At 57.7% G+C, this 14,336-nt stretch carries 13 protein-coding genes; 6 read left to right on the top strand and 7 right to left on the bottom strand.

What is annotated here, in order from left to right; genetic code table 11:
• Nucleotide 1: 1 nt before the first annotated feature.
• Nucleotides 2-730, top strand: coding sequence for a DUF2927 domain-containing protein (locus ACLQMU_RS03280; protein ID WP_422150271.1), 729 nt, complete (start codon nucleotides 2-4; stop codon nucleotides 728-730).
• Nucleotides 731-950: 220 nt separating this feature from the next.
• Here ACLQMU_RS03280 and ACLQMU_RS03275 read toward each other — a convergent pair whose 3' ends face one another.
• A complete protein-coding gene (locus tag ACLQMU_RS03275) occupies nucleotides 951-1,460 on the bottom strand; it encodes a DUF5804 family protein (protein WP_424040695.1) in 510 nt (169 codons plus the stop codon).
• A gap of 44 nt (nucleotides 1,461-1,504) precedes the next feature.
• Nucleotides 1,505-2,674 carry a proteasome-activating nucleotidase gene (locus ACLQMU_RS03270; RefSeq protein ID WP_422150269.1) on the bottom strand — a complete coding sequence of 390 codons (1,170 nt, stop codon included), beginning with the start codon at nucleotides 2,672-2,674 and terminating at the stop codon, nucleotides 1,505-1,507.
• 35 nt (nucleotides 2,675-2,709) lie between these two features.
• Here ACLQMU_RS03270 and ACLQMU_RS03265 point away from each other — a divergent pair, with 35 nt between their 5' ends.
• A complete protein-coding gene (locus tag ACLQMU_RS03265; RefSeq protein ID WP_422150282.1) occupies nucleotides 2,710-3,123 on the top strand; it encodes a DUF126 domain-containing protein in 414 nt (137 codons plus the stop codon).
• Nucleotides 3,124-3,214: 91 nt separating this feature from the next.
• Here ACLQMU_RS03265 and ACLQMU_RS03260 read toward each other — a convergent pair whose 3' ends face one another.
• From ACLQMU_RS03260 to ppk1, 3 genes are read right to left on the bottom strand one after another with little or no spacing between them, the layout of a single operon-like run.
• Nucleotides 3,215-4,825, bottom strand: a complete 1,611-nt coding sequence (locus tag ACLQMU_RS03260; protein ID WP_422150268.1) for a Ppx/GppA phosphatase family protein — start codon at nucleotides 4,823-4,825, stop codon at nucleotides 3,215-3,217.
• Entirely contained in the window at nucleotides 4,822-6,411 is a 1,590-nt protein-coding gene (locus tag ACLQMU_RS03255) for a CHAD domain-containing protein (RefSeq protein ID WP_424040691.1), read from the bottom strand. The genes ACLQMU_RS03260 and ACLQMU_RS03255 overlap by 4 nt, the downstream gene beginning before the upstream one ends.
• Nucleotides 6,398-8,500 (bottom strand): polyphosphate kinase 1, encoded by a 2,103-nt coding sequence (gene ppk1, locus ACLQMU_RS03250; protein ID WP_422150266.1) that lies wholly within the window; start codon nucleotides 8,498-8,500, stop codon nucleotides 6,398-6,400. The genes ACLQMU_RS03255 and ppk1 overlap by 14 nt, the downstream gene beginning before the upstream one ends.
• A gap of 103 nt (nucleotides 8,501-8,603) precedes the next feature.
• On the opposite strand from ppk1, the gene ACLQMU_RS03245 reads away from it, so the two are divergent.
• Nucleotides 8,604-8,858, top strand: coding sequence for a hypothetical protein (locus ACLQMU_RS03245; protein ID WP_422150265.1), 255 nt, complete (start codon nucleotides 8,604-8,606; stop codon nucleotides 8,856-8,858).
• 627 nt (nucleotides 8,859-9,485) lie between these two features.
• Complete coding sequence (locus ACLQMU_RS03240; RefSeq protein WP_443673540.1) at nucleotides 9,486-10,208, top strand: NAD(P)/FAD-dependent oxidoreductase; 723 nt, start codon at nucleotides 9,486-9,488, stop codon at nucleotides 10,206-10,208.
• A gap of 891 nt (nucleotides 10,209-11,099) precedes the next feature.
• Here the strand turns inward: ACLQMU_RS03240 and ACLQMU_RS03235 are convergent.
• Nucleotides 11,100-11,513 (bottom strand): DUF5518 domain-containing protein, encoded by a 414-nt coding sequence (locus ACLQMU_RS03235; RefSeq protein ID WP_422149025.1) that lies wholly within the window; start codon nucleotides 11,511-11,513, stop codon nucleotides 11,100-11,102.
• 310 nt (nucleotides 11,514-11,823) lie between these two features.
• Nucleotides 11,824-12,501, bottom strand: a complete 678-nt coding sequence (locus ACLQMU_RS03230; protein WP_424040686.1) for a DUF2115 domain-containing protein — start codon at nucleotides 12,499-12,501, stop codon at nucleotides 11,824-11,826.
• A gap of 140 nt (nucleotides 12,502-12,641) precedes the next feature.
• On the opposite strand from ACLQMU_RS03230, the gene ACLQMU_RS03225 reads away from it, so the two are divergent.
• A complete protein-coding gene (locus tag ACLQMU_RS03225; RefSeq protein ID WP_422150056.1) occupies nucleotides 12,642-14,132 on the top strand; it encodes a 2-isopropylmalate synthase in 1,491 nt (496 codons plus the stop codon).
• On the top strand, nucleotides 14,129-14,336 hold a 208-nt coding region (locus ACLQMU_RS03220; protein WP_423988051.1), incomplete at its 3' end, for a thiamine pyrophosphate-binding protein. The genes ACLQMU_RS03225 and ACLQMU_RS03220, both read left to right, overlap by 4 nt.

The following is a 14,336-nucleotide window of genomic DNA, read 5'->3' as shown; positions in this document are numbered from 1 at the left end:
GGTGACGGTCACACCGCCCGTGGCAAATTCCACCGTAACGCAGACGCCCCCTGCAGCAAATTCAACGGGACCTGCGCTCTACAACTCGAGTGCAATTGACAGCCATTTCATGGATATTGCATTTAATAACAAATTTGAGACTATTGGAGAGTCGAGCACATCGGGAGATACGATTGCCATCACGGGAGATTACACCGATAATGATGTAAGCACGCTGGGCAACTTCCTGCTGCAGTTCAATAACAATTCTCCGATAAAACAACTGCCTGCTGTACCGGTTCAGGAAAGTAACAGCGGCGACATCCGCTTTAACTATATACCGGAATCATCCCTGGATACGCTTGCACAACAACAGCCGTCATTCGGCCTGATTAACAGGGATAGTTCCGGGAAGATAGGTTCAATTTATAAAACGACTTCAAATACGGTGAGTAATTCAACAAACGCCTACGTCTACAGGACTGGCACGGTCTTTGTTAATAATAATCTGACGGGAGACGAACGGACCCATTATATGATACGCGGACTTCTCTATTATCTTGGATTTGTCGGGCAGACCACGACGTATCCTGATAGTATCTTCTATGCCGGGCCGAACAACACGATTACTCCGAATGGTATTGACTGGCAGGCTATTGACGTCATGTATGGCGGAACGATAACCCCCGGAATGACATACAATGAGGCAACCAACGCGCTCGGGGGTACCCCGGGGAACACAGGCACCTGAAGACAGGCGAGATGAAAACTGTCAGGCAAATGATTCATGCACACGGGATGTAACCCCGGCCGGGATGCACCCGTCATTGCGCCGACCGGGCTGCCGGAACTCACTCACCCTGTGCCCGGTGATCCCTTTTTTTCGTTACCGGAAAGGAGTAATATCCCCCTTGTACCGGTAGTACTCTCCCTTGTGGTGACAGTATACCACCGGGAACGCAGCCGCCGGATCACGGTTCCGGGTTGTCCCCGGCGCCGGGGATCTCCCCTGCGTCTTCGAGCGGGATCGGTTCCCCGATATCCTCCACTTCATCCTCCGTGCACCAGACTTCTATGGTGGTGTCTGTTCCGGCAAGGTCTGCTGCGTAGTCCGGTGCCGTCGAACCCGGCGACATCACGAGCTGGTGCGCCAGTTTCCCGAGGGAGAACCCGTAGATCCGGCGGAACACCCATGGTTTGCCGGGGATAACCGTGCGCTCGTAGTAGATGTCCTGCGCGAGAGCCTGTGTGCAGAAGATCCCTTGTTCAATTTCAAAGAGGGTCTCGCGTACATAGCGCCGGAGGTACCAGCGCATTTCCGATGTGAGGGACAGGGCGCTCCCGAGCGATGCAACAGAGATTTTCACTCCGCAGGGCATCTTTTTCGGGTGGTAAAAACGGAGCGCGAGACGACTGGTCTCTGATGCAAAAAGGGTATGGTGGAGATCGGTGCCTTCCCGCTGGATCAACAGAATATTCATCCGGGCTCTCCGCACACCTGCTGATCGCCCCTCGTATTAGGGGATCAGGTATACATCCGGGTGTCGGTGTTCGTGTCGGTCTTGACTTTCCTGACGGCATCAGCAAAGTCTTTCATCTCTACCGACGGCGCATCGCGGCGCACGGCCATCATTCCTGCCTCGCGGCAGATCGCCTGGAGTTCTGCCCCGGTCGCACCGTCGGCCATGACAGAAATGACCTCGAGACTGATATCGGAGAGGTGCATCTTTTTTGTATGGATCTTCAGGATTTCCAGCCTTGCTGCCTGGTCGGGCAGCGGGATCTTGATCAACCGGTCAAACCGGCCGGGCCGGAGGAGGGCGGGGTCAAGCATATCCACCCGGTTGGTCGCTGCCATGATCCGGATATCCCCCCGGTTGTCAAAACCGTCCATCTCTGCAAGGAGCTGCATGAGCGTCCGCTGCACTTCGGCACTGCCGCTTGTCCCGTCATTGGTCCGCATGCTCCCGACCGCATCGATCTCGTCGATAAAGACAATCGCCGGTGCCCGCTCGCGGGCGAGCGTGAAGAGCTCGCGGACAAGCCCGGCGCCCTCGCCGATAAACTTGTGCACGAGTTCGCTCCCCGACATGCGTATGAAGGTGGCCTTCGCCTCGTGGGCGACCGCCTTTGCGATAAGGGTCTTTCCCGTCCCCGGCGAACCGTAGAGCAGGATCCCCTTGGGGGGTTCCACGCCGATCCGTTTGAAGATCTCGGGTTTTGTGAGGGGGTACTCCACTGCTTCCCGCACCTCCTTGATCTCATCGGACAATCCGCCGATCTGCGCATAGGAGATCTCGGGAGACTCCTCCAGTTCCATCACCCGGACACGCGAATCGTATACATTTCCTATCACCTTGACAATCGAGAGCGAGTTGTTGACCGCCACCTTTGTCCCGGGTTTTAACAACGGCCGGAGTTCATCTGATGCATGCGTCAGGTATTCCTGGTTGTTGCCCTGCTGGCGGAGATAGATCTCGTTGTTCTCCAGAATATCGACGATCACCGCGACAAAGAGTGGCATGCGCTTGAGCTGGTTGTTCTCCCGTTTGAGCTGCGCATTTTCTTTCTGGAGATCTTCGGCCCTTACTTTCTGTTCAAGAAGTGCCGCCTCAAGTTCGTTCAGCTGGATCTGGTATTTGAGCTCGTTTTGAGGGTTCGCATTATCGACCGAGGTCTCTTCCATATTACTCATATATCTGCATCTTCAACCATTTATGTGGTGTGATTTTGCTCATTACCGGCCGCAGCATTTCCGGGGGCAGGGGGGCGGGCAGGCTGCTCGTGAGCCCTGGCCCGATATCGTTCCTGTCCGGGGTCGATCCCGAGACGGGTATCATCGTGGAGAAGGGTCACCCTCTCGAGGGAACGTCCGTTGCCGGGACCGTGCTCGCGTTTCCCTACGGCAAGGGATCGACCGTTGGCTCCTATGTGCTCTATGCCCTCGCCCGGAACGGCCATGCCCCGGCAGCCATCGTAAATACCGAGGCAGAACCCATCATCGCCACCGGGGCGATTATCGGGAACATTCCCATGATCGACCGCCCGGATATCCCGCTCGACCGGCTCAGGACCGGGACGCGGGTGAGTGTTGACGGCGACCGCGGGACGATGGAGTACGAGGGAACCCCGGCTCAGGGCTAGGAACAATCTTTTCCCGGAGCCTGCCGGAACGAACGGGGAAGGAAGCTGGATCTTTTTTATATCTCCTGCACCCGGTGGGTCCGGGTTTTTTTCAGGGTTCCTTCTGACTATTCCCGTCGCCACCGGTCCGGGGCGCGATTACTTCGACTGTGAGACGCTTCGAGAATACCTTTTCAAAGGCCCGCTGCTCGGCCTCAACGCCCCAGATCTCGAGCTGGCAGTCGCTCTGCGCGATGATGTCGAGGACGACCTCGTTCCTGTCTGCCCGGACGAACTTCGCGTGTTCCACGAACCCCGCATGGCTCCGGTCAAGGCTCTCGCCCAGCCGGACAAACGTGGCAAGTACCAGCACCATCCGCTGCTCGTGGTCGGCGAAGTCGGGAATGTCAAGGCGTTTTTTTCTCGGCTTTTTCTTGCGGTGGAACCGGGCGATATTTGCCATGATATCGATCTCTTTCTGGTCGAACCCGAGCAGTTCGGAATTCCTGATGATATAATAGGAGTGTGCATGGTGGTTGGTAAAAGAGATAAACGACCCGATGTCATGCAGGAAGGCAGCATATTCGAGAAGTTCGCGCTCCCAGTCACCATAATCGTGCAGTTTCATCTCTTTTGCCGAATCGAAGATCTCAAGCACCAGCCGGGTCACGGTCCGGGCATGCTCCTCGTTGATCCCGCAGGACCGGCCCAGCTGGAGCACGCTCCTCTCCCGGGGGGAGAGCGTCCCGAACAGGGGAAAATCGTCCATCCGCGAGAGATAATCAACAAGAAGACCATCCTGGAGCCCGCGGGTGGTGGTGGTCACAGACTCCAGGGAAAGTTCCTTCATAAAGGTCTCAAGGATCACGGCCCCTGCAATGATGATGTCGGCCCGTTCCGGATTTATCCCTGGCACCCTGCGGCGCTCTTCGAGCGGGAGCGCACAGACAAGGTCGATCACTTTCCTGAGATCCCGGTAGGTGAGCACGCCGGGGGTGGCGGTGCCTTCTGGGTGAAACGCCCGCTGCGCGATGTCGGCGAGGTTCATGATGCTGCCCGAGCTGCCCACGGCGAGATCGATCTTCTGCCTGCGAAGATTCTGGATCGTGTGGATGATGGCATTTTTCACGTACTGCTGGACGAGTTTGTACTGGTCGGGACGCACAGGTCCTGCCGGGTTTTGGGAAAAGAATAAATTTGTCAGCCGTATCGCACCGAGCCGGAAACTTTCGAGCATCCGGTACTGCTGCTGGCCCCCGACCGAGATCTCGGTACTCCCGCCGCCGATATCGATAAAGAACGCCCGGCGGTCGCCAAGGTGCAGCCCGCTCGAAACCCCGAGGTAGATCAGCCGCGCCTCCTCAAGGCCGGAGATTACCCGGACGTCGAGGAGTGCCTCGCGGCGCAGCCGGGCGAGCAGTTCGTTCTGGTTTGCGGCCTCACGGGCTGCGGAGGTGGCGACCGCGACAAACTCTTCGGTGGAAAATGTTCGGGCGAGATCGACAAATTTCCGGCAGACAAGGCAGGTGCGGTCTATAGCATCAGGCTTTATCTCCTCGTCGTCAAACTCACCTTCCCCGAGGCGCACCTGCTGTTTTTGGCGGGTAAGGATGGAATAGGAGTTGTTGGGATTGAACCGGACGACGAGCATCCGAACGGAGTTCGTGCCGATATCGATAAATGTGACAACGCGCCCGGTCGCTCCTATTTTTTTTGACCTCATGCGATCACCAGCGTTTTTCCAAATACGTCCCTGAACAGGTCACTCTTTTTTAAGGCACGGGCTTTCTCGGTCGCGGTGTCACTGGTACAGGTAAGCGTGCAGTGGACATCCGTCTCCCGGATCGTGCAGTGAATGCCGGTCACGCTTCCTGCGTGGAGATAATCGAGGCCATCGGCAACCCGGAGGAGGGAGGCAAGAATGCGGACGCGTCTCCGGTCGGCTGGCGGGAGGAGGAAAAAGAAACCTCCCGGGGGTGCATTCCCGCCATGGAGCCCGGCAACGAGTGCGATAATGCCCTGCTCGCGGACCGGCACCGGCAGGTCGGCGCAGGAGAAGACCAGTTCAGCGCTTTTTTTCTGGTGCCCGGCCTGACCGAACGTCCATCCGATATCGTGGACGATTGCCGCAAGAGAGAGGAGAGTACGGTCGCGGCGGGAAAGGCCGTGAAGGGGAGCAAGTTCGTCGAAAAGCCGGAGGGCAAGCGCCGCGACGGTGCGGCTGTGGGCTTCGTGATCGGGCGCCGTCGCAGAAAGCCGTACAAATGCCTCGCGCACCCCTTTTGCCGGAAGACGCCCGCGGTGACTGAACGCCGACCGCTGCCCTTCAAGCACCGCCAGACCCAGATCATCCCAGAACCCGGTGCGGACAAGGGCGTCCCAGTACCGGACAAACTGCCGGTACAGCCGGGCCCTGCACCTTTCGCGGTCGGCAAGCAATCGACGGAGCGGGGCCACCGCAGATACAGCGGCACCGGCCGGTGCCCCCAGCGGGTGCCGGCGGGCCCGCTGTTTTATGATTGCGAGCGTCATCTGCTCAATCCATACGTCGCAGTCATGGATGTCGCCGAGAAGATCCTGGAGCCGTTTTATCCGTGCGATCGGTTTTTTGAGCTCGCGCCGGTAGAGCGGCGCATAGGTCTCCAGCGTGTACCGGAGTTTTTTTGCCGCAATCCTCGTGGCATGGTGCTCGAACACGGCATCCGGGTTGTGCACGAAGGGTTCGAACCGGTGCACTCCCCGCAGGCGCCTGCCGATACGGTCGGCGGCAACCGGGAGAATCCCGGTATACCGTTCCCGTCCTCTCCCTTTTACGGCCCCTTCCGGTGCCACACATGCCTCCCGGAGGGAGGAGATCACCTGCGCCTCCTCCAGTTCGTCGAGCACCGAGGTCACCTGCTTCTGGAGGAGCCTGCGCCGTTTCTGGAGCCGCGAAAGAAGTGCTGTAATTGGATCAGCGGCATGGGCCGGCTCAAGGGTCCCCGGTGCCATGGATGCCTGAGCCTTAAGGTATTTTTTCAAAAACGCAATCTGGACGTCGGTATCCCGCGCATCCCCAAGGGCCGCGGTGATCTTTTTTATCACGCGCATCCAGTGACGGAAGTCCTTCTCTGAAAAACAGGAGGAAAAGAGCGGGAGCGCCGCACGGAGCCGACGGGAGGCAACCCGCATGCGGTGGATATGTTCGGGATCGTCTGCGGCCCGTACGCCGTCAATCTCGGCAGAGATCACGTCAAGGTGGGGTATCAGCCGGCCGGCCCCGAACAGGCAGGGGCCGGGCACGGGCGCCTGCGCTTCAGGGTGCGGCATTGTACCAAATCCCCTTGTGTTCGAGGAACCATGACTGGGAATCGACCGGCACCTCGCCAGTGCCGGGATGTTTCCGCACATAGGTCCCGTCACCGGACATCAGCCTCAGCTGCCGGTTGTCCCCGAGCTCGGTCCCAAGGATGACCGAGAGGAGCGCCTTTTTTATCGCGGGATCGGCGACCGGGAAGAGCACCTCCACGCGCCGGTCGAGGTTCCGGGGCATAAGATCGGCACTCCCGAGGAATACCTCGTCTTCACCGTTGTTTTTAAAGTAATAGATCCGTGCATGCTCAAGGAACCTTCCGACAATCGCGCTGACGGTGATATTCTCGCTCATGCCGGGAATGCCCGGCCGCAGGCAGCAGATACCTCGTACCTGGAGATCGACCTTAACCCCGGCCTGCGAAGCGCGGTACAGGGCAATGATGCAGTCGTAGTCGACAAGCGCGTTCATCTTGAAGATGAGATGGCCGCCCCCGTGCTTCCGGTGGCACGCGATCTCACGGTCGATCCGCGAGATGATGGCGTTCCTGAGGGTGACCGGCGCCACGGCAAGCTTCCGGTACTGGTCGAAGCGGGCGTAGCCGGTCAGGAAGTTGAAGAGATTAGCCACATCTTCCCCGATATCCCGGTCACAGGTAAACATCCCGAAATCCGTGTAGACCCGGCTTGTCGTCGCGTTATAGTTGCCGGTACCGAGATGCATGTACCGCCGGATACCCTCCTTCTCCCGCCGGACCACCATGCAGAGCTTCGCGTGCACCTTGAGGCCGACGACGCCGTAGACCACATGGACGCCGGCGCGTTCCAGCGCCCGGGCCCAGCCGATATTGTTCTCCTCGTCGAACCTGGCCTTGAGCTCGATTACGGCCGCCACCGCTTTCCCGTTCTCGCGGGCTTCCATGAGCGCCCGGACGACCGGCGAGTTCGAACCCACCCGGTAGAGGGTAATCTTGATCGCGAGGACGTCCGGGTCATGGGCCGCCTGCCGGATAAAATTGATCACCGGTAAGAAACTGTCGTAGGGATGGAAGAGGAGGATGTCCTTTCTTTTTATGGCAGAAAAGATGTCCTTTTCCTCGGCAAGTTCCGGCGGGATTGCAGGCTGGAAGGGGGTGTCCTTCAGATCGGGACGGTCGACCGAGAGAAGCTCCATGAGGTCGGCCATGCCCACCGGGTGGCCGATCCGGTACAGCATGTGGGAGCTGGTGCCCAATTTGCGCTCGAGCATGTGGCAGGTACTCTCCTGCATCGAACAGTCGACTTCGATCCTGACCGGGGAGCCCTTTGCCCGCTGTTCCATGATCTCCTCGACCGTGGTCATAAGATCGGATGCTTCGTCCACTTCGATGTCGAGGTCAGCATCCCGGGTGATCCGGAAAGGGGATGCCCCCATCACATCGAGGCCCGGGAAGAGCAGGTCGAGGTGCGCCGCAACGAGGTCTTCCAGGTATACGAGGTGCACCTGCTTGTCGTCGCGGTGGCCGGGAGGGTGGGAATCCGGGATACGGATAAGCCGGGGAAAGAGGCCGGTGGGTACCTTGATCCGCGCGAAGAGTTCCTTTTTATCCGGGTCGCGGACGATTATGGCGAGGTTGAGCGAAAGATTGGAAATGAAGGGAAACGGGTGGGCGGAATCGAAACCGAGCGGCGTGAGGACGGGGAAAACCTCTTCGATAAAAAAGGTGTGCAACGCCTTTTTCTGCTCCGCATCCAGCTCGCTGTACTGGTGGATGAAGATGCCTGCGGCAGCAAGCCGGGGTAAAATTTCCTTGTTCCAGCAGTCGTACTGGAGGTCAAGTTCGGGGAGAAGCGCCTTTTCGATCGCAAGGATCTGCTCGGAGGCTGTCATCCCGTCAGGCGGGGCCTTGAGGACTCCCTTCGCAGCCTGCCTCTGGAGACCCGAGACCCGGATCATGAAAAATTCGTCAAGGTTGTTCGCGAAGATCGAAAGGAACTTCACCCGCTCAAGAAGCGGGTGCCGCTTGTCCTGCGCCTCTTCCAGCACATGGTGGTTGAACCGGATCCAGCTCAGTTCGCGGTTGATGTAGAGCGACTGGGAATCGAGCGTTGGTACGTTATCGGTCATAAGATCACCGGCGGGCTGCACAGTGCGTCGTTGAGCATTAAAGTATTGTACTGTGATGGTAGGGAGGCCGGACTTATCAATCCTGCACCCGGCAGGAGATCTATTGTGGCCACAGGAGAGCGCCGTATCGTTCAACAACCTGATCAAGCACTCGTCCCTCTTGCACATGATCACGTTGATCGAGCTCACCGGCGCAGCAAAGATGAATGCAACCAGGTATTTCGCGTACAACGAGACGTTCCACTGCGCCGGCGTCGTCTACCTGGCGCTTGTCACAGTAATGACGAATGCCGTACATTTGATCGGGAAGAAATACGCGATCCCGGCCGGGCAGGCGGCGTGCAGCGCGGTGGCGTGAGGGATGTATCAGAGGAAGTGGGAAGCCGGCACATCGGCCGGACTTTAAAAAAATCTTCATTAACCCTGCCGGGTTTTTTTCCGGAAAGACCGGCACCGGCTCATGGGGCTTCCGCCGGAGAGGGGGCATTTTCCAGTGCATTTTTTACCGGAATTCCCGCAAACCCTGTTGAACATTTTTCAAAATTCTCACCAACGTTACCGGACTTTTTTGGAAATGTTTGATAACCTCATCAAACTTTTTATTAAACGACCGGTAACTCAGCTGAACATTTTTTGAAATCTTCACCAACCCTGCAGGGCTTTTTCAGTAAAAATTGTAGATCCGGATCCCGACACCTCCCGGGGGATACAGGCCGGATTGAATCGCTCTGCATCCGGGCAGGTTATTATAATGACGGGGGCTGATGCCCCTATACCCCCGTTGCGAATGTCCCGCCGCCCCTGAGAGGAAGTCTCAGCGGCGGATCAGGGACAAAAAAATTATGAGAATTATTACAAAAACAGTTCCTGCCCTGCCGTGTCCCGGAGAGGCGCTCGCGGCGGGGAAGCATCGTTCATTTTTTCGGTTTTCACAATTCTTGTGCACAGGTTCGTGCAGGATATGGTCTTTTCAAAAATTATTTTCATGATAATTACCGGCCCTTCGTCCTCATCCCAAGCCTTCATGGTTTACGAACGGCCATCTCTAACCATGACCGATGCCACCTATGGTGCAAAACTCCAGCGTGACGGCAAGACCTATGCGATCCAAACAAGGATCCCGGCCGGTGTCGTCACACCGGAAAATCTCGAAACAATCGCGCGGGTCGCAAGGAAATTCCACATTCCCCTCGTCAAGATTACCTCAGGCCAGCGGTTCCTGCTGGTCGGCGTGCAGGAACAGGATATCGCCGGTGTGCGCCAAGAACTGGGCCCTCTTGGAACTGCCTCCATCACACCCGGCGTACGGTACGTCCAGTCCTGCCCGGGTATCGCGTTCTGCAAGAACGGGACGCAGGATTCGATCGGCCTCGCGAAAGCGATTTCCGATGAGTACGCCGGCCAGGATTTCCCGGGCAAGATCAAGATTGGCGTCTCCGGCTGCCCGCGGTGCTGCGGGGAGAGCCGGGTCCGGGATGTCGGTATCATAGGGACTGCGAAAGGCTGGACCGTGTTCTTTGGCGGGCACAGCGGCTTTAAGTCCCGGCAGGGAGAGCAGGTCGCGACCGGCCTGACCACAGAAAAGGCAATGGAGTGCGTTCGTTCCCTGCTTTCTCATTACAAGGCCCATGCAGAACCAAAGGAGCGGAGCTCCCGGTTCCTTGAACGGGTGGGGACGGAATGGATCGGGGAGCTGAAAGGGCAATAAAGGAAAGATGATCCTGAAGTTGAAGCAGGGGTCTCTGCCATGGATGAGAATAATCCCTCAAAAAAGGGGTGCCCCGCCACCCGGATGCCCCCTATGTCGCCAAGGAATGCTCCGGGTCGAAGATCTCGGTATTTTTCTGGGAAAACAGATCGATTTTTACCCGGCACAGGATCCCCTTTATTTTTTGGCCATAGTCGCGTTTCTGGCCCATCCGGAGGAGCGCATGACCAGTTGTTCATTCCCTTTTTAGCGACCAAAGGAACGCTGCTAAATTGCACGGTTTTTTCCTGCTTAAAACGGCTTATTTCTCAAAATACCTGCGTATAAGGATATTTTTGTAAACCGTTGGCACCATTTCCACTGGAACTTCCTGGGGGATAGATCCGGCCCGGGAACTCTCCGTCGGAGAAGGGATCCGGGTAGACCGCAGGTCCGGCTCCACTCATCCTTTATAAGGAGGATTCTGCCCGGGTCTTGTATCCTGTACAGGGTCTGGATTAGGGATCATGCACGGTCCCACAGGAAGATTGGATTGATGGGGGCTGATGCCCCCATTCCCCCACGTCGCGATGCAAGCCGCCGCCCCCCCGGCTCTCGCAGCGGATCAGGGATTGAAAAAATAATCCTGAAAATTATTACAAAAAAAACATCCTTGCCTTGCCCCGGAGAGGCGCTTGCGGCGGGGAGCCATTGCATATTTTTATGTTTTACTCCGGGCATGAGTGATATTTTTTCATGCAGGTCCCCGACCCGGGAAACATGTCCCTGGTACCTGTGGGCACCCGGTGAACATTCAACGGATTCATAACCGGCGCAGTCAGGAGCGCCGGCAGGATATATTCATGATCCTCCGGAACGCACCCGAAAATTCGTGGTTATAGTATGCGGAATTTATGCCTTCTTTTCCTGGACAGGTAAATTCCCGGCCGGGTGCCGGATCATGACCCCGAGAGCTCCGCCAAGTGCGCCGCCGAGAAATGCGAGGATCGAGAAGTAGAAGAGGGAAATGACGAGGAAAAAGACGCCGAAGATCTGGAAGTACTGGGGGACCGCCATTGTAACGTACGAGGTATTTGCAATAAAGTCAACCGATACCGCGACCGCTCCCAGCAGACCCGCAATGAGTGCTGCCTTGGCACCGTTCAGGAAATTTTTTCCGGCAATTATCCCTGCAACAATGCCGCCAACAAACGGGCCGAATATGGGGATCAGTTGCATGATATTCACGGTTATAATCCCAAAAAGGATCATGACCACAAAGCCGATGATAATTGCGACAGTAAATTGGATCTTTTCCTGCTCCATGACGAGGTATTTGAACAAACGCTGATAAATAGGTTGTCTTCTTCCTGCGCCGGAGGCTGCATGACAAAAATACCGGCGGCGCAAAGTATATCTGGTCCCCTTATCCAATGAAGGGTCCTGGCAGGTTGACAGGACCGTGCCAAACACGGTGAAAAGAACGAGATTGCACGAAAGAGATGTGCTGGAATTATCCTTGCGTCCCGCGAAGGCACCGGCACTTCTCCGGAAATCCGGGTAGTATGGTTCTGCCCAAAGGTGTCCCGAAGGATGACGGCAGCCGTGCCACCCGGTTTCTTTTTGCCAGTATGGTTTACCCGTTGAAATTATGGTACCGGTAGCAGTTATCGATGAACTCCTGTTTCCGGCGCCCGCTCGCGTTCACCGGTGGTTTGAGGTACCCGACCGCCGGCGTCTGCTGTGCCGGGCAGAACGGGCAGAGTGCGGTATCGACATCGCCTGCCTTCTCCCGTACCGGGCAGTAATACACACCATCGATCAGCTCGACCCGGTCCCCGCCGGGAAACCGCATCCCGGCCGGGTGGCCCGGTTCCTGCTGCACGATCATGCAGAACCCCGCGAGCAGGAATTTTAAAAACCGGAGCCGGAGCTCGCCGGTCCCGGGCCGGCACTGTGCGATTACCATGTCCCAGTATGCATGTTCATGTTCTGTCAGCGGCTCCGTTTTTGTCCGGAACGTACCCTGCTGGCCCATGAGCCGGATCATCTGGTATGTCCCGAGCAGGTGGCCGGTGATCGCGTCTTCGAGTTCTTTACGATATTCAGGAGTGAGATCCCGGATCGAATTCCCGAAATTCTGCTCCATCTGCCGGATGTCGCGTGGCGAATACAAAAGCACGACCCGGGCCAGTGCCGCACCGAGTTCGCCCCGGGTCCGCTGCGTCTTAAACCGGGTGCAGTCCCTGGAGACGGAAGCGGCGATTTGTTCCGGTGCACCCTGTTCAGGATTATGCGGCTCATCTGCGTTCATGACCACATTCTCTCAGGTAGTATTTTCCTGTCCGGTAATTTATCAGGCCGGCAGATGTAAGGGTTCCGGTGCGGGTATTCGGGTGCCCGAACGTTTTAATAGTCTGCTTTCCTAGTTCTGTAGCATGGTGTCTGCCATGAGTGAGTGTTTTATTCGCCAGTAAACTGCGCTTTTTTGATACCACGTTACGGGACGGGGAACAGACCCCGGGTGTATCGTTAAACCCGGACCAGAAGCTGGAGATTGCGACCAAACTAGCAGACCTTGGTGTCGATGTCGTCGAAGCCGGTTCTGCTGCGGCATCCGCGGGAGAGCAGGACGCGATCCGTCTCATTTCGGATGCCGGGCTCCCGGTTGAGACCTGCACGTTTGTCCGTGCGGTCACTTCCGACATCGATTATGCCGCGGACAACGGCGCCGATTCCGTCCACCTCGTGATCCCGACAAGCGACCTGCACATCGAAAAAAAGATGCGCAAGACCCGGGAGGAGGTTGCGGAGATGGCATGGGGATCAGTCGAGTACGCGAAGAGCAGGGGGCTCATTGTCGAACTCTCCGGTGAGGACGCGTCGCGGGCTGACCAGCAGTTCCTCCGCAAGGTTTTCTCCGGCGGCATGGAACGCGGGGCCGACCGGCTCTGCTTCTGCGACACGGTGGGTGTGCTCACGCCAGAGAAGTGCGCGGCAATCATCCCGCCGCTTGCCGGGATCGCGCCGCTCTCGATCCACTGCCACGACGACCTCGGGTTTGCGCTTGCAAACACGGTAGCAGCCCTCAAAGCCGGTGCCACCTGCGCCCACGTGACCGTGAACGGCCTTGGCGAGCGGGCGGGCAACACGCCGTTCGAGGAGCTCGTGATGTCGCTTGAGGTTCTCTACGGGTACCCGACCGGCATAAAGAAAGAGGAGATTTACCATCTCTCGACCCTTGTTTCGCGCCTCACGGGTGTCCCGCTGCCGGTCAACAAGGCAATTGTCGGCGAAATGGCGTTTACCCACGAGAGCGGCATCCACGCCCATGGCGTGATCCGCGAACCGGCAACCTACGAGTCCATCCGGCCCGAGCAGATCGGGAGGAACCGCCGGATCGTGCTCGGGAAACATTCCGGCTCCGCATCGGTGGAAGCCGCCCTGCACGAGATGAAGTACGCGCCCAACGTGCAACAGCTCAAGGCCATCGTTGCGCGGATCAAGGAACTCGGCGATTCGGGGAAACGGGTGAGCGATGCGGATCTCATGGCCGTTGCCGACGCGGTGCTCGCGATGGAATGCAAACCCACCATCAAGTTGCGGCAGTTCACCGTGGTCTCGGGGAGCAGCATGATCCCCACCGCATCGGTCACTCTCGAAGTCAAGGGAAAGGAGATGACCGGGGCGGCAACCGGTGACGGACCGGTCGATGCTGCGATGCAGGTGCTCGCAAAATCGGTTGCCGATGTGGCAGACATACGGCTCGAGGATTACCATGTCGACGCGATCAGCGGCGGCACGGATGCGCTCGTCGAAGTAACAGTAAGGTTAAGTAAAGACGGGAAGATAATTACTTCCCGGGGCGCCCGCACGGATATTATCATGGCGAGCGTCGAGGCGATGATCGCCGGAATGAACAGACTACTGGAGGAACGAACATGAAGACCGGGGCAAAACTCCTCATCGAATCACTGCAGCGCGAGGGTACCGACACACTGTTCGGTTACCCTGGCGGCTCGGTGCTGCCGATCTATGATGAACTCTACGATTCACCATTGCGGCACATCCTGGTACGGCACGAACAGGCAGCAGCGCATGCCGCGGACGGCTATGCACGCGCGAGCGGTCGTGTAGGGGTATGCCTTG

The sequence above is a fragment of the Methanoregula sp. genome (assembly GCF_052325125.1).
Classification (GTDB): Archaea; Halobacteriota; Methanomicrobia; order Methanomicrobiales; family Methanospirillaceae; genus Methanoregula.
This window is presented reverse-complemented; position numbering and strand designations above follow the sequence as displayed.